General features: G+C 66.2%; 15 protein-coding genes. 12 read left to right on the top strand and 3 right to left on the bottom strand.

The genetic code is table 11. The features are described 5' to 3' along the window. Positions 1-89: 89 nt before the first annotated feature. The 3 genes from WN72_RS29265 (at position 90) to WN72_RS29255 (ending at position 2172) form a co-directional block, all read left to right on the top strand. The gene (locus tag WN72_RS29265) at positions 90-926 is read left to right on the top strand and encodes a c-type cytochrome (protein WP_092219086.1); all 837 of its coding nucleotides are present in this window, start codon (positions 90-92) and stop codon (positions 924-926) included. A gap of 155 nt (positions 927-1081) precedes the next feature. Then, positions 1082-1870: an SDR family NAD(P)-dependent oxidoreductase gene (locus WN72_RS29260; protein WP_092219088.1), complete on the top strand. Its 789-nt coding sequence runs from the start codon at positions 1082-1084 to the stop codon at positions 1868-1870. 8 nt (positions 1871-1878) lie between these two features. Further along, positions 1879-2172 carry a DUF1330 domain-containing protein gene (locus WN72_RS29255; RefSeq protein WP_092219090.1) on the top strand — a complete coding sequence of 98 codons (294 nt, stop codon included), beginning with the start codon at positions 1879-1881 and terminating at the stop codon, positions 2170-2172. A 105-nt stretch (positions 2173-2277) separates the two neighbouring features. Here WN72_RS29255 and WN72_RS29250 read toward each other — a convergent pair whose 3' ends face one another. Next, entirely contained in the window at positions 2278-3291 is a 1014-nt protein-coding gene (locus tag WN72_RS29250; protein WP_092219092.1) for a zinc-binding alcohol dehydrogenase family protein, read from the bottom strand. Positions 3292-3424: 133 nt separating this feature from the next. Here WN72_RS29250 and WN72_RS29245 point away from each other — a divergent pair, with 133 nt between their 5' ends. After that, on the top strand, positions 3425-3802 hold the full coding sequence (locus WN72_RS29245) for a winged helix-turn-helix transcriptional regulator (protein WP_027564389.1): 378 nt from the start codon (positions 3425-3427) through the stop codon (positions 3800-3802). Between the two features lie 172 nt (positions 3803-3974). Here the strand turns inward: WN72_RS29245 and WN72_RS29240 are convergent, their stop codons facing one another. Continuing rightward, the gene (locus tag WN72_RS29240) at positions 3975-5606 is read right to left on the bottom strand and encodes an OprO/OprP family phosphate-selective porin (protein WP_027564388.1); all 1632 of its coding nucleotides are present in this window, start codon (positions 5604-5606) and stop codon (positions 3975-3977) included. Positions 5607-5918: 312 nt separating this feature from the next. On the opposite strand from WN72_RS29240, the gene WN72_RS29235 reads away from it, so the two are divergent. From WN72_RS29235 to WN72_RS29225, 3 genes are read left to right on the top strand one after another with little or no spacing between them, the layout of a single operon-like run. Further along, on the top strand, positions 5919-7328 hold the full coding sequence (locus WN72_RS29235; RefSeq protein ID WP_167381089.1) for a DegQ family serine endoprotease: 1410 nt from the start codon (positions 5919-5921) through the stop codon (positions 7326-7328). Further along, entirely contained in the window at positions 7325-8662 is a 1338-nt protein-coding gene (locus tag WN72_RS29230) for a replication-associated recombination protein A (protein WP_027564386.1), read from the top strand. Before WN72_RS29235 ends, WN72_RS29230 begins: the two co-directional genes overlap by 4 nt. Positions 8663-8714: 52 nt before the next feature. Continuing rightward, positions 8715-9953, top strand: a complete 1239-nt coding sequence (locus tag WN72_RS29225; protein WP_092219094.1) for an RluA family pseudouridine synthase — start codon at positions 8715-8717, stop codon at positions 9951-9953. Between the two features lie 124 nt (positions 9954-10077). Here the strand turns inward: WN72_RS29225 and WN72_RS29220 are convergent, their stop codons facing one another. Beyond that, a complete protein-coding gene (locus tag WN72_RS29220; RefSeq protein WP_027564384.1) occupies positions 10078-10524 on the bottom strand; it encodes a hypothetical protein in 447 nt (148 codons plus the stop codon). 88 nt (positions 10525-10612) lie between these two features. Here WN72_RS29220 and WN72_RS29215 point away from each other — a divergent pair, with 88 nt between their 5' ends. The 5 genes from WN72_RS29215 to WN72_RS29195 all read left to right on the top strand — a co-directional run bounded on the left by WN72_RS29215 (position 10613) and on the right by WN72_RS29195 (position 14956). Further along, positions 10613-11407: an ATP12 family chaperone protein gene (locus tag WN72_RS29215; protein WP_092219096.1), complete on the top strand. Its 795-nt coding sequence runs from the start codon at positions 10613-10615 to the stop codon at positions 11405-11407. 54 nt (positions 11408-11461) lie between these two features. Further along, on the top strand, positions 11462-13081 hold the full coding sequence (gene fliK, locus WN72_RS29210) for a flagellar hook-length control protein FliK (RefSeq protein ID WP_167381090.1): 1620 nt from the start codon (positions 11462-11464) through the stop codon (positions 13079-13081). Beyond that, the gene (locus WN72_RS29205; RefSeq protein WP_092219098.1) at positions 13078-13341 is read left to right on the top strand and encodes an EscU/YscU/HrcU family type III secretion system export apparatus switch protein; all 264 of its coding nucleotides are present in this window, start codon (positions 13078-13080) and stop codon (positions 13339-13341) included. The genes fliK and WN72_RS29205 overlap by 4 nt, the downstream gene beginning before the upstream one ends. 75 nt (positions 13342-13416) lie before the next feature. Beyond that, positions 13417-14235 carry a class D beta-lactamase gene (gene blaOXA, locus WN72_RS29200; protein WP_092219100.1) on the top strand — a complete coding sequence of 273 codons (819 nt, stop codon included), beginning with the start codon at positions 13417-13419 and terminating at the stop codon, positions 14233-14235. A gap of 64 nt (positions 14236-14299) precedes the next feature. Then, the gene (locus WN72_RS29195) at positions 14300-14956 is read left to right on the top strand and encodes a carboxymuconolactone decarboxylase family protein (RefSeq protein WP_092219101.1); all 657 of its coding nucleotides are present in this window, start codon (positions 14300-14302) and stop codon (positions 14954-14956) included. Positions 14957-14994: the final 38 nt, after the last annotated feature.

Genomic DNA, 14994 nt, shown 5'->3' with positions numbered 1-14994 from the left:
GCCCCTGGGCGCCGCTTTTTTGTATGGCGCAGCAATTTCTCATGCTGTGCACGATGATTTTGCAGAATTGATTTCGTTTGGGGGATTCCATGAGAGCTGCGGTTTCCATTGCGCTCGCGCTGCTGATGGCGCCGGCCATGGGCGAGACGCTGACCGAGCGCGGCGCCTATCTCGTTGGTAGCGTGATGGTCTGCCACAACTGCCACACGCCGCGCGGCCCGCAAGGGCTTGATCTCTCGCACGCACTCTCGGGCGGCCAGACGTTCGACGAGCCGGCCTTCAAGGTCACCGGCTCCAACATCACGCCGGACAAGGACACCGGCGTCGGAAACTGGACCGATGCCGAGCTGAAGCGGTTTCTCGTGAGCGGTATCAAGCCGAACGGAACCAAGGCCGCGCCGATCATGCCGACCGAGTTCTACACGGTGCTAACGGCCCGCGATCTCGACGCGCTCGCGGCGTACTTGCGCTCCGTGCCGCCGGTGCGCCACGAAACGCCGGCGCCGGAATACAGGATCGCCTTGAAGCCGGAAGTGCCGACCTATGCCGGCAGGCAGGCGAGCGAGGCCGAGCTCTCCGACAAGCTCGCGCGCGGCCGCTATCTCCTGACCATCGCCCATTGCCTCGAATGCCACACGCCGGAAGGCCCGTCCGCCGTGCACGATTTCACCGCGGCGAGCGGCAAGGGCGGTCGCACCTTTAGGGGTCCGTGGGGTGAATCCGTATCTCCCAACATCACCGCGGATCCCGCGACCGGTCTCGGCAACTGGAGCGACGACGAAATCAAACGTGCGATTACGCAAGGCATCGCGCGTGACGGTCGCAAGCTCAAGCCGCCGATGGCGTATGCTGCCTATGCCAGCATGACGCCACAGGATCTCGATGCCATCGTCGCGTTTGTCAGGACGCTGCCGCCGAAGAAATAGGTGCCATTGGGGGGCAAAGGCGCGCGCTCGTCGCGCGCCGTGCACACCAATCGGCGCTTGCTGTTGTGGCGATCGATCCTCACGCGTCGGTGAGAGATGATTGCATCCGTCTGTGCTGCGCACGATATCCGCACCAACCGCAATGGAGACGACGCATGAAGATCGACTTGTCCGGAAAGACCGCCCTCGTGACTGGCTCGACCGCCGGCATCGGCCACGCCATCGCCAAGGGCCTTGCTGCGTCCGGCGCCAGCGTCGTGATCAACGGCCGTGGTCAGGACAAGGTCGATGCGGCCGTGCGTAAGCTGGAAGGGACCGGCGCCAAGGTGCGCGGCATCGCCGCCGATGTCTCGACCGCTGCGGGCTGCAAGGCCCTGGTCGCGGCGCTTCCCGACGTCGACATCCTCATCAACAATGCCGGCATCTTCGAGCCGAAGGATTTCTTCGACATTCCGGATGAGGACTGGAACCGCTTCTTCGAGGTCAACGTCATGAGCGGCGTGCGGCTGTCGCGCGCCTACATGAAGGGCATGCTCAAGCGCAACTGGGGCCGCGTCGTCTTCATCTCCTCGGAATCCGGGCTCAACATTCCCGTCGAGATGATCCATTACGGCATGACCAAGACGGCCCAGCTCTCGGTCGCGCGCGGCCTTGCGCAGCTCACCCGCGGCACCGGCGTCACCGTCAATTCCGTGCTGCCCGGGCCGACCATGTCGGAAGGCGTCGAGACTTTCGTGAAGGACCTTGCCAGGCAGAACGGTCAGTCGGTGGACGAGGCCGCCGCCAACTTCGTCAAGCAGCATCGCCCGAGCTCGCTGATCCAGCGCTTTGCCAGCGTCGATGAGATCGCCAATATGGTGGTCTACGTCGCCTCGAAGGAAGCGTCCGCGACCAACGGCGCCGCGCTGCGCGCGGAAGGCGGTATCGTCAATACGATCGCCTGAGGCCGAGCATGACAGCCTACGTCATCTCTGAGGTCGAGGTGCGTGATCCCGATGGGTTCGAAGCCTATCGCTCGCTCGCCGCAAAGACGATCGCGCAGTACGGCGGACGTTATCTCGTTCGCGGCGGCAAGGCCGAGCTTGCGGAAGGCAATCTTCCGCCGAAGGCTATCGTCATCGTCGAATTCGCCTCGATGGCGAGGCTGAAGGAGTGGTACGCCTCGCCGGAATATGCCGAGGCGCTGAAGATCCGCGCCGGTGCACTGGAACGGCGGCTGCTGTTCGTCGAGGGCGTGGCGCCGTAACGGCATTCGTCATGGCCGGGCTTGTCCGGCCATCCACGTGTCGCCCAAGGCGACAACGTCCGTGGATGCCCGGGACAAGCCCGGGCATGACGGGGTATGCGGCGTCTACCACCCCTCCAGCACGATCTTGCCGCGCGACTTGCCGCTCTCGAGCAGCGCGTGCGCCCGCTTGAGGTTGGTCGCATTGATCGTGCCAAAGGTCTGGTCGAGCGTGGTGCGGAGCACGCCCTTGTCGATGAGGTCGGCGACGTCGTTCAGCAGATGATGCTGCGCGATCATGTCTGATGTCTGGAACGAGGAGCGCGTGAACATCGATTCCCAGTGCACCGAGATCGCCTTGCCCTTGAACGTGCTCATGGTGAACTCCGGCGGATCGTCGATCAGGCCGAACCGGCCCTGCGGCGCCATGAACTCGACAATGCTCTTGTAGTGCTGGTCGGTATAGGTGAGGCTCGCCACCAACGCGACCGGCGGCAGCTTAAGCTTCTCGATCTGCTCCTTCATCGGCTTGCCGTGATCGATCACCGCATGGGCGCCGAGGTCGAGGCACCATTTTTGCGACTCCGGCCGCGTCGCGGTCGAGAGCACCGTGAGGCCGGTGAGGCGGCGCGCCAGCTGGATCAGGATCGAGCCGACGCCGCCGGCGCCGCCCGTAATCAGCAGCGTGCGCGGATCGACGCTCTTGCCGGGTACCGCGCCGAGGCGGTCGAACAGCAATTCCCAGGCGGTGATGGAGGTGAGGGGAAGGGCGGCGGCCTGCGCGAACGACAGGCTCTTCGGCTTGTTGCCGACGATGCGCTCGTCGACCAGATGGAATTCGGCATTGGTGCCCTGGCGCAGGATCGAGCCGGCGTAGAACACTTCGTCACCCGGCTTGAACAGCGTGACCTCGGGCCCGACGGCATCGACTACGCCGGCCGCGTCGTAACCCAAGATCTTCGTCTCGCCCTCGGGCGGGGCGGTGCGCTTGCGCACCTTGTAATCGACCGGATTGGCCGAGATCGCCTTCACGGCGACGCGGATGTCGCGTCCCTTGGGCTCCGGCTTTGCGGTCTCGAAGTCGATCAGTGAATCCGCGTCCTCGATCGGAAGCGACTTTTTGTAGCCGACGGCCTTCATGGCTTGTCTCCATCAGTTGGCGCCCAGCCTGTGACGTGCGCCCGGCTTGCTAACTGTCCCGCTGGCCTCCATTTGGCAAGTACTGTAAATTCAGGGATATAGTCCCTGTTTGGATACTATTGGGAAAACACGCATGAAACGGCGCGATTTTGCCCGCCGGCCGGGCTGCTCGGTCGAGGCGACGCTGGACCTGATCGACGGCAAGTGGAAGGGCGTGATCCTCTATCACCTGCAAAGCGGCACCCAGCGCTTCGGCGAACTGCGCCGCCGGATGCCCGGCATCACCCAGCGCATGCTGACCAAGCAGCTTCGCGCGCTGGAGGAGGACAAGCTCGTCATCCGCAAGGTCTATGCCGAGGTGCCGCCGCGCGTGGAGTACTGCCTCTCCGAGCTAGGCGAGAGCCTTAAGCCGGTGATCGATATTTTGAAGGCGTGGGGCGAGAGCCACCAGCAGCGGCTGTCCTGCGCCCCGCCGCCGGTGGTCGTGAAGAAGCCGAAGCGGGCGGCGTGATTTTGCTGCGAAGTTGTTGCGCCACCCTCGGTGTCGTCCCCGAAGGCGGGGACCCATAACCCCAGGAAGAAGTTTTGGCGCGAGCCGGCAACTCCGAGTCCTCGCCAAACTCCAGCTTGTGGCTATGGGTCCCGGGTTCGCGCTGGTGCGCGCCCCGGGACGACAGCGAGCCTCAGAACGCAAACTGCGTGCGCAACGCGACCGCGTCGAACTTCGAGCCCGTGTCCGCCGCCGACACCGCCGAGGCCTGCTTCGACACCGTGCCGTGCAGGTAGTCGAGCATGAAGCGCACATTGCCGTTGACGTACCAGTTGAGCGCCAGCGTGTAGACGGTTTGCCGCCCGCCGGCGATGCCGGCAGCGGTCGCGAGCTGATCGTTCAGATCCACGGTCGAGTATCGACCGGCGATCTCCCAGGCACCCCAGCCGCCGCCGCTGAGCGAGAACGGATTGTTCGGCTTGACGCCGCCATAGGCCGCGTTGCCCGGATTGTACTTGCGGCTTTCACCGGTCAGGACATAGGCCGCCTGCGCGTAGCCGCCCTGGAATTTCAGGCTCGACGTACCGATGGGTGGCACGGCTGTGTTCGCATCGCGATCGATGTTGAACCAGTAGTATTCGCCCTGGACCCAGAGCGGTCCGTAGGTGGCTGCGGCTTCCACGCCATAGACCTGTGCGCCCGACACATTCGCAATCGCTCCGGTCGAGATCAGCGTCGTGGGATCGATGCGCAGCTCGGGACGATCGCTGAGCGTGAGCGTTTGCGTGTTCGCGACCAGATTGCGCGGCGGCTGGATCAGCCACTGGGCGTCGGCGCCGAGATGCACCGAGTAGTCGTTGCCGCTCACGACCTGGCCCGCAACGCGGGCGGTTGCGCCGTATTGCTCGCTGGTGCCGGGAGGTGAAACGCTCGAGGCCGAGTGAATGGCACCCGTGGTCGGACCAGTCACATAAGCGCCGGCGTAGAACACGTCGTTGTACCAGCGGGCACCGGCGGCAGAGCGGAAATCGCCGGCGGCGATATTCTGCGCGATGATGCCGACCGAGGCGCGCTCCATGAACGCGATGTCGTTGGAGCTCGTGGATTCATCCATGGTCCAGGCGATATCCATGATGCCGGCTTCGATCGCCATCTTGCCGCCGAACGGCTTCAGTCCCGTGTAGCTCACAAACGCGTTTTCGATGCCGGATGTGCCGCCGCCGGGCAGGAAGCCGACGGGGGTCGCGCCGGCGGCTCCCGTGCCGCCAAATCCGTCCGACGAGCCGCCGAAGTCGTAGATCAGCGCGAAATTCCAGTCTTCGAGGAATTTGCCGACGACACCGATGCGCGCGCGACGCACGTTTTCGCCGCTGTCGAGCTTTTGCGGCACAGTTGCCGCCGTGTTGGGGCGGAAGTCGTAGCCGCCGACGTCCCAATGCACGCGGCTCGTGATGGCGACGCAGTTCGCCCCGTCGGCGGTGCAGATGGTCGGCCGGTTGTTCGGCATCGTCACCACGACACCGGACGCAGGCGGCGGGGTCTTGAGCGGGATCGCCGCATTGGCATTGGCGACGACCGCCTTCGCCTCCGAGCGTGCCTCGGCCTTCGCTTCGGCTTTCGCCTCGGCCTTTGCTTTCGCCGTGGCCGCGGTGTTCGCCGCGGTCTGGCTCTGGAGCTTGTCGAGCTTCTGCTCCAGCATCTTCAACTGCTGCTTCAGCAGCGCGATCTCCTGTTCGCTGCTGCTGGCCGATTGGGCCTGGGCCTGCGAGGCCGCCAGCGCGCCGGCGAAACCAATCGCCGCGGCTGCAATTCTTGTCCTGCTCACGTCATCACTCCATCGGTTGACGAACTTCCCCAAGTCGCAGGCGAGAGCCTAGGAATGGTCGATGACTGCCCCGCGACGGCGCGCCTCGGTTGCGCGGGTTCCCACTGATGTAATTTCGCCGCAACCGAATCCGCCACCGGGTAGCATGCTGGATGATGCGCATCATGCCAATCCACCACCCCAGGCGGATTGTCATTTCGCACGCCGTGCTTGCAGGCCGGACACACCTGAGGAGGGCGCAATATTGCCCCGGCGCCCTTCTATTGCACGGCGAACGCGCCTATATTCCGTCGTCTTTTCCGAGAGGTAGGAATGTTTCGATCGATCCGTCCCGCAGCTATCATCACGGCGTTGTGCATAGCGTTTTCAGCCCACTTCAATCCGGCCGCCGCACAGGACCGCCGCGTTCCGTCCTCGCAGGCCGAGCTACGGCTGTCCTATGCGCCGATCGTGCAGCGGGTGCAGCCGGCGGTCGTCAACGTCTATGCCGCCAAGGTGGTGCAGAACCGCAATCCGCTGCTCGATGACCCGATCTTCCGCCGCTTCTTCGGCGTGCCGGGCCAGCAGCAGGAGCAGGTGCAGCGCTCGCTCGGCTCGGGCGTCATCGTCGATGCGGCCGGGCTGGTCGTCACCAACGTCCATGTCATCGAAGGCGCCGACCAGGTCAAGGTGTCGCTGTCGGACAAGCGCGAGTTCGAGGCCGAGATCGTGCTGAAGGATTCCCGCAGCGATCTCGCCGTGCTGCGCCTGAAGGACACCAAGGAGAAGTTTCCCGCGCTCGAACTCACCAATTCGGACGAGCTGATGGTCGGCGACGTCGTGATGGCGATCGGCAACCCCTTCGGCGTCGGCCAGACCGTGACCCACGGCATCATCTCGGCGCTGGCGCGCACGCAGGTCGGCATCACCGACTACCAGTTCTTCATCCAGACCGATGCGGCGATCAACCCCGGCAATTCCGGCGGCGCGCTGGTTGACATGAACGGCCGGCTCGCCGGCATCAACACCGCGATCTATTCGCGCTCCGGCGGCTCGCAGGGCATCGGCTTTGCGATCCCGTCAAATATGGTGCGCGTCGTCGTCGCCTCCGCAAAGAGCGGCGGCAAGGCGGTGAAGCGGCCGTGGCTGGGCGCCAAGCTGCAGGCGGTGACGCCCGAGATCGCCGAGAGCCTCGGCCTGCGCTCGCCGACCGGCGCGCTGGTCGCAAGCGTGGTCGCGAGCGGCCCGGCGGCGAAGGCCGGTCTGAAATCCTCCGACCTCATCACCGGGATTGACGGCCAGACCGTGGACGATCCCAACGCCTTCGACTACCGTTTCGCCACCCGTCCGCTCGGCGGCACCGCGCAGCTCGACGTGCAGCGCGGCGGCAAGCCGCTCAAGCTGACGGTGGCGCTGGAGACCGCGCCCGACTCCGGCCGCAACGAGCTCGTCATCACCGCGCGTTCGCCGTTCCAGGGCGCCAAGGTCTCGACTATCACCCCGGCGGTGGCCGACGAGCTGCATCTGGACGCCGACACCGAAGGCGTCGTGGTCACCGATCTCGGCGGCGACAGCGCGGCTGCGAGTGTCGGCTTCCAGAAGGGCGACATTATCCTGGCGGTCAACAACCAGAAGATCAGCAAGACCGGCGACCTCGAAAAGGCCGCGGGCGAGCGGCCGCGGATCTGGCGCATCACGGTGGTGCGCGGCGGCCAGCAGATCAACGTCACGCTGGGCGGATGAGTCCGAAGCGACCACAGGAGACGCCGACCCTCTTTGCCGCGGCGGGGCTCGACCACGAGGCGCCGCATCCGCTGCCGGACCGGCTGCGCCCGCGTGCGCTGTCGGAGGTCGTCGGCCAGGATCACATCCTCGGGCCCGACGGCGCGCTGACGCGCATGCTGGAGACGCGCACGCTGGGCTCGCTGGTGTTCTGGGGCCCGCCCGGCACCGGCAAGACCACGGTGGCGCGGCTGCTCGCGGACGCCACCGATCTGCATTTCGAGCAGATCTCCGCGGTGTTCTCCGGCGTCGCGGACCTGAAGAAGGCGTTCGACGCCGCGCGGGCCCGCCGCGAGATGGGCAAGGGCACGCTGCTGTTCGTCGACGAGGTGCACAGATTCAATCGCGCCCAGCAGGACTCGTTTCTGCCCGTGATGGAGGACGGCACGGTGGTGATGGTCGGCGCCACCACCGAGAACCCGTCCTTCGAGCTCAACGCGGCGCTGTTGTCCCGCGCGCGCGTGCTGGTGTTTCGCTCGCTCGATGCCGCCGCGATCGAGAAGCTGTTCGCGCATGCCGAGGCGGTCGAGGGCAGGAAGCTGCCGCTCGATGCCGAGGCGAGGGCGGTGCTGGTGCGCATGGCCGACGGCGACGGCCGCGCCTCGCTGACGCTTGCCGAAGAGGTCTGGCGTTCGGCGCGGGCGGACGAGATCTTCAATGCCGCGCAATTGCAGGACATCCTGCAGCGCCGCGCGCCGATCTACGACAAGTCGGCCGACGGCCATTACAACCTGATCTCGGCGCTGCATAAATCGGTGCGCGGCTCCGATCCCGACGCCGCGCTGTATTATCTCGCGCGCATGCTGGACGCCGGCGAGGACCCGCTGTTCCTGGCCCGCCGCGTGGTGCGCATGGCGGTGGAGGACATCGGCTTGGCCGACCCGCAGGCGCTGGTCATCGCCAATGCCGCCAAGGACGCTTTCGACTTCCTCGGCCATCCCGAAGGCGAGCTCGCGATCGCGCAGGCCGTCGTCTATCTCGCCACCGCGCCGAAATCGAACGCGGTCTACACCGCCTTCGGCACGGCGATGCAGGTTGCCAAACAGGCCGGCTCGCTGCTGCCGCCAAAGCACATCCTCAATTCGCCGACCAAGCTGATGAAGTCGGAAGGCTATGGCGCAGCTTACGAATACGACCACGACGCCCCCGACGCCTTCTCCGGTCAGGATTACTTCCCGGAGGCCCTCGGCCGGCAGACCTTCTACGACCCGCCCGAGCGCGGCTTCGAGCGCGAGATCAGGAAGCGACTGGATTACTGGGCCAAGCTGCGCAAGGAGCGGGGCGGCTCGCGCTAGAGGTGGCCATTTCGTCGTGACGGAAGGCCGCTTTTAGGGTACGCAGGCAAGCATGAGCCGCCGCATCAAGAGAATGAATCCAAAGCCCCGTTCGCGTGACGAGCGCGACGACTCACGTCCGCATCAGGCGCGCGGCGCGAAGAAGGCCGGGCCGCGGCCGGGCGGTAAGCCCGGCAGCAAGCCGCCGCGCTTTGCCGGAGAGCGTCCCGAGCGGCGTGGCCCCGAGCGTGCAGAGCGGCGTCCGCCAAAAGCTGCGCCGGAAAGGCCTGCGCCCGAAAAGCCCGTCGAGGCGCTGCTGCCGACCAAGGTGCAGACCGTCACCGTGACGGCTGACGAGAACAACATGCGCGTCGATCGTTTCCTCGAAGCGCGCTTTCCCGGCCTGTCGTTCTCCCACATCCAGCGCGTCGTCCGCAAAGGCGAGCTGCGCGTCGACGGCAAGCGCGTCGACAGCAAGGACCGCCTGGAGGAGGGCCAGAGCGTCCGCATTCCGCCGCTGAAGCTCGACGCGCCGAAGGTCGTCGGCGAGCTCTCCGAGGCCGCGCAGAAGACGCTCAAGGCGCTGAAGGAGATGACGATCTATGAGGACGACGACGTCCTTGTCCTGAACAAGCCCGCCGGCCTTGCCGTGCAGGGCGGCTCGGGCATGACGCGGCACATCGACCAGATGCTGGAGGTGATGCGCGATTCGAAGGGCCAGAAGCCGCGCCTCGTGCACCGCATCGACCGCGAGACGTCGGGCTGCCTCCTGATCGCCAAGACGCGCTTTGCCGCCTCGCATCTGACCGGCGCGTTTCGCTCGCGGTCGGCACGAAAGGTCTACTGGGCGCTGGTGCCGGGCCTGCCGAAGCCGAAGCAGGGCCGCATCTCGACCTTCCTCGCCAAGGAGGAGGGTGAGGACGACACCATCATGCGCATCGCCCAGCATGGCGATGAGGGCGCCAGCCACGCCGTGACGTATTACGCGGTGGTCGAGACCGCCGGCAACAAGCTGACCTGGGTGTCGCTGAAGCCGGTGACGGGACGCACCCATCAGCTGCGCGCCCATATGGAGCATATCGGCCACCCCATCGTCGGCGATCCCAAATATTTCAACATCGAGAACTGGCAGCTGCCGGGCGGCCTGCAAAACCGGCTGCATCTCTTGGCACGCCGTATCGTCATCCCGCATCCGCGCGGCGGCGTGATCGACGCCACCGCGCCGCTGCCGCCGCACATGCAGCAGTCGTGGAATCTGCTCGGGCTGGATGCGAGCCGGTTCGATCCGATCGAGAACGCGCCGGAGGAGTAGGGGCGCTCTCCGGTGTCGTCGCCCGGCTTGACCGGGCGACCCAGTATTCCAGAGACAGTCATTGTTGAATCGAGACGCCGCGGCGTACTGGATGCCCCGCCTTCGCGGGGCATGACGGCGGGGCTCAATTCCGAAACTGCTCCAGAAACATCCGCAAGCTGTCATGCGGGCTTTCGACATCCGTGATCAGCCAGCCCTCGGGACCGTTGACCAGGATGAAGTTCAGCGTCACCGGCCGGCCGCGATTGTCGAAATTCGCCGCGACATAGGTCTTGTCGTATTGCCTGCGGATGATAGCGATCGCGACCGGACCGAGCTTCCAGCTTTGGCTCTGCACCAGGAAGTCATAGGGCTCCGCCCGCGGCGCGCTCCAGGCCTTGCGCAGGGGAGGATCGAAGAACTGCCGGGCAGTGGCGGCATCGCGCGGCAGGCCTTTGGACAGCTCCGGCGCGCCCTGGCCGTAATGGGCATAGACGTTGCGGACCAGCGATTCCGGGGTGCGAAAGCCGGCCTCCGCCGCGGCCAGCCAAAGCGCGGCGAACAGGGCCACAATGCCCGCAAGTTCCCTCATGCCTGCCGCTCGCTTTATCGGCTGCAAGTACTGGCCTAAACGCTTATCTTGAAAGCCTAGCATCCAGCGACCGGGACCGAAAACTCACATGCGCGAATTGTTCGAAGAAGCAGCAAGCCAGCCTCCGCCGGATCCGCGGGACTCGGCGCGTGCCTCCGCGCGCACGCCGCTGCGCAAGCGCTTCTACAAGGAGGCCGGCGTCACCGAGGCCGAGGGCGGTTTTGCCATCACGCTCGACGGCAAGCCGATCCGCACGCCGTCCGGCCGCCAGGTGGTGATCCCCTCGCGATCGCTGGCCGATGCCGTGGCCGGCGAATGGGCGGCCCAGGGCGAGGCGATCGATCCCGTGACCATGCCGCTGACCCGGATCGCCAACAGCGTGGTCGAGGGCGTCGTCGACCGCGTCGAGCTCGTCAGCGACGACCTCGCAAAATACTTCGAGTCCGATTTGCTGTTCTATCGCGCCGGCCACCCGGAAGGGCTGGTCGCCCGCGAGGCCGCGCATTGGGATCCCGTGCTGTTCTGGGTCTCGGAAACGCTGGGCGCGCATTTCATCCTGTCCGAGGGCATCATGCATGTGAAGCAGCCGGACGAGGCGCTGAAGGCGGCCCGCGATGCGCTGCCAAGCGATCCCTGGTCGGTCGCAGCCCTCCATGTGGTGACGACCCTGACCGGCTCAGCGCTGCTGGCGCTGGCGCTGGCCCATGGCGCGCGCGATGCCGGCCAGGTCTGGGCCGCTGCCCATGTCGACGAGGACTGGAATATCGATCAGTGGGGCGTGGACGAGGAGGCGGCCGCCCGCCGCGCTACCCGCCTCAGGGATTTCGAGGCCGCCGTGGCGGTTCTGACCGCCTTGAAGCCGCCAGCGGCCACAGGTCCTTAACGAGAGGTTTACGACGGGGCCCTAGGGTGGGAAGCGCATTCCCTGGGCCGCAAAATGCCGACACCGATAAGCTCGATCGTACCGGTCAGTGCCGCCAGCCCTGTGGCTGATGCGGCGACGCCCGATCTCGTGCTTCAGGCCGGTAGCGTCGTCGACGCCAAAGTCGTCAGCGTGCTCGCCGACAATCTGGTGCGGATCGCGATCGCCAACCTTTCGATGGACGTGATGTCCGAGGTGTCGCTGACACCGGGGCAAAACCTCCAGCTCGCGGTGTCGCAGAACGACGGCACCATCCGTCTTGCCGTCATGAACGGGGCAGGCGAGGCGAGCGCCGATCAGCTCACCCTGACGCCGGCTGCGGCCTCGCTGGTGGACAGCCCGTCGCTGGCGCCGTCCACGACCGCGGCGCGCAATACGCTCACGCCGTTGGAGCAGGTCGCCGTCACCGCCGCTTCGGCCGAAGCGGTCACAAAACAGGGCAGCCAGGCGCCGCTGTTCGCCAATCTCGCCTCCGTCGTCACCGGCAGCGATCTGCCTGTCGGCCTGAAGCAGGCGGTGCTCGACGTGCTGGCGCAGCAGACGCCGCTCAACACCGCCCTCGACGGCGGCGATATCGAATCCGCGTTCCAGAAGTCCGGGCTGTTTCTCGAAGCTTCGCTCGCCGCTGGTACAACGCCGTCGTCAGGCAATGTGCCGGACCTGAAGGCCGCGCTGCTGGTGTTGCGCCAGACGCTGGCGACGCTCGAGAGCGCCGCGCCGCAGGCGCAGGGCGGAACGATCCCGACGAACGCCGCGGCGACACCGCGGGTCGCCGCAGCGCCGGCACCGGCGGCAGGCGAGACGCCGCAGGCCACATTGCTGGTGGCCGAGCCTGAGATCGCGCAGCCGCATCAGATGCCGCGCGGCGCCAGTCTTGCGGCGGCGGTCCTGACTGACATAGCCCCCGGCGCGTCGCAGGCGGCGATGCCGCGCATCATGTCGGCCGGCCTCGCCGCGAGCCTGCTGCAAGAGGCCGCGCAGAATCTGCCGCGCCTGACCGGCAATGTGCCGGGCTCGAACAAGGCCGTGCCCGACGGCCGCACCTTCGAGGCCGCGGGGCGCACGACGCCGCCGCCGTTCCGCGGTGCGCTGCCGGCAGCGCAGGCGGTCGCTTCGCCGTCGCTCGCGCCTGACACGCCGCTTTCCGCAACAGTGCATCGCCTGCTCGACGACACCGATGCCGCGATCGCGCGGCAGACATTGCTGCAGGTCGCTTCGCTTCCCGACCGCACCGATGCATCCGGCCATCGCATCGACCCGACCGTGCCGCAGTGGAATTTCGAGATCCCGTTTGCGACGCCGCAGGGCACCGCGATGGCGCAGTTCGAGATCTCGCGCGACGGCGGCAATGAGTCCGCCGATCCCGCCAACCGCGCCTGGCGCGCGCGCTTCACGCTCAACGTCGAGCCGGCCGGTCCCGTCCACGCGCTGATCACGCTGAACGGCGACAAGACCTTCGTGCGGATGTGGGCGGAGCGGCCGGCGACCGCGCAGCAGCTCCGCGCCGGCGTCAGTGAGCTCAATCAGGCCTTGATGCGGGCCGAGCTCAAGCCCGGCGACATCCTGGTCCGCGACGGCACGCCGCCGCAGCCGGCGCCGGCCCGCGCCGGCCATTTCCTGGATCGCGCCACATGAGCGATCCATCCAAGCTCGCAATCGCTCTGCATTACGAGAAGGGCTCTGGCGCGCCCGTCGTCGTCGCCAAGGGCAGGGGCACGATCGGCGAAAAGATCGTCGAGATCGCGAAAGCCAACGACATCCCGATCGAGGAGAACGAAATCCTCGCGGGCGCGCTCTCCAAGGTCGAGCTCGGCGAGGAGATCCCGCCCGACCTCTACAAGGCCGTCGCTGAAGTGCTGGTGTTCGTGCTGCGGCTGTCGGGGCGAGGGCGGTAGAAGCCACCTGTCATCGTTTCACCACGTAGCGGCGGCATGGTCGCGCCTGTCTTCATTGCTTAACGGATACCGCCCTTGCTCTCCCGCCGTTCCACCCTCGGCCTTCTTGCCGCAGCCACGATCCTGCCGCAGCGCGCGTTTGCCCATGTTGCACCACCGCGCAACGAGATCCGCGACAGCCTGGCAAAACGCTTCACCGATCTCGGCACGTCAGGCACCTTCGTCGGCTACAAGGTCGAGGACTATCTGATCGTCGCCAGCGACAAGGAACGTTCGGGCGAGGGGAAGTTGCCGGCCTCGACCTTCAAGATCCCGAACTCGCTGATCGCGCTCGAGACCGGCGTTGTCGCCGATCCCGACAAGGACGTCTTCCCGTGGGACGGCGTGAAGCGGCCGATCGAGGCCTGGAACAAGGATCACACGCTGCGCAGCGCGATCGCGGTGAGTGCGGTGCCGGTCTATCAGGAGATCGCGCGCCGCATCGGGCAGGAGCGGATGCAGAAATATGTCGACGAGTTCGACTACGGCAATCGCGACATCGGCGGTGGCATCGACCAGTTCTGGCTCACCGGCAATTTGCGCATCGATCCGATCGAGCAGATCGATTTTGTCGACCGGCTGCGCCGCCGCGCGCTGCCGATCGGCAAGCGCAGCCAGGATCTCGTCGCCGACATCCTGCCGGTGACGAAGGTCGGCGACAGCGTCATCCGCGCCAAGTCGGGCCTCCTGGGCGCCGAGCGCGGCGAGCCGTCGCTGGGCTGGATGGTCGGCTGGGCCGAAAAGGGCGAGGCGCACACGGTGTTCGCGCTCAACATCGATTGCAAGGAGCCGCGCCACATCGAGGCCCGCATGAGCCTGACGCAAGCCTGCCTTGCCGAGATCGGCGCGATCTAGCTGGCGTCCTCGAACCTGCTAGCATCATCCCGACCAAGCAAAAACAAAGGTCGGGAGGATAACAATGAACTCAACGCCACTCTGGCTGTCGTCGCTCGCGTTGGCCGCAGCGGGCGGCTGGCTCGCTGCCACGACGTTTACCGCACCCGCCACCAGCAAGGAGCCGCGCTTTCCGCAGCTCACCATGGACCAGCTCGACCCCAAGCAGAAGCCGCTCGGCGAGCAGATCATGAAGGTGTCGAGCGTCGGCATCGGTGGGCCCTACAATCCGATGATCCGCAGCCCCGTGCTCGGCCAGCGCCTGTTCGACCTGTTCTACTATCTGCGTTGGGAGACCTCGGTCCCGACCAAGCTCAACGAGTTCGCGATCCTGATCATCGGACGGCAGTGGCGCTCGCAGGTGGAATGGTTCGCGCACGCGCCGCTCGCCGCGAAGGCGGGCTTGTCGCCCGACATCATCGCGGAGTTGAAGGCCAACAAGCGGCCGTCGAAGATGGCCGAGGATGAGGCCGTGGTCTACGATTTCGTCACCGAGATCACCACGACCAAGAGGGTCACGGACGAGACCTATGCGCGCGCGAAGAAGGTCTTCAGCGATCAGCAGATCGTCGACCTCACCGCAGTATCAGGCAATTACGTGATGGTGGCGATGCTGCTGGCGATGGCGGAGGAAACGGTGCCGCCGGACAAGCAGGAGCCGTTCAGGCCGGGTGAGCCGTAAGAGGCGCGAGAACCCGCGACAAAATTGCGATGCCGTAG

It is taken from the genome of Bradyrhizobium arachidis (assembly GCF_015291705.1).
Classification (GTDB): Bacteria; Pseudomonadota; Alphaproteobacteria; order Rhizobiales; family Xanthobacteraceae; genus Bradyrhizobium; species Bradyrhizobium arachidis.
Note: the sequence above shows the minus strand (reverse complement) of the source record. Positions and strands in the feature narration are given on the sequence as shown.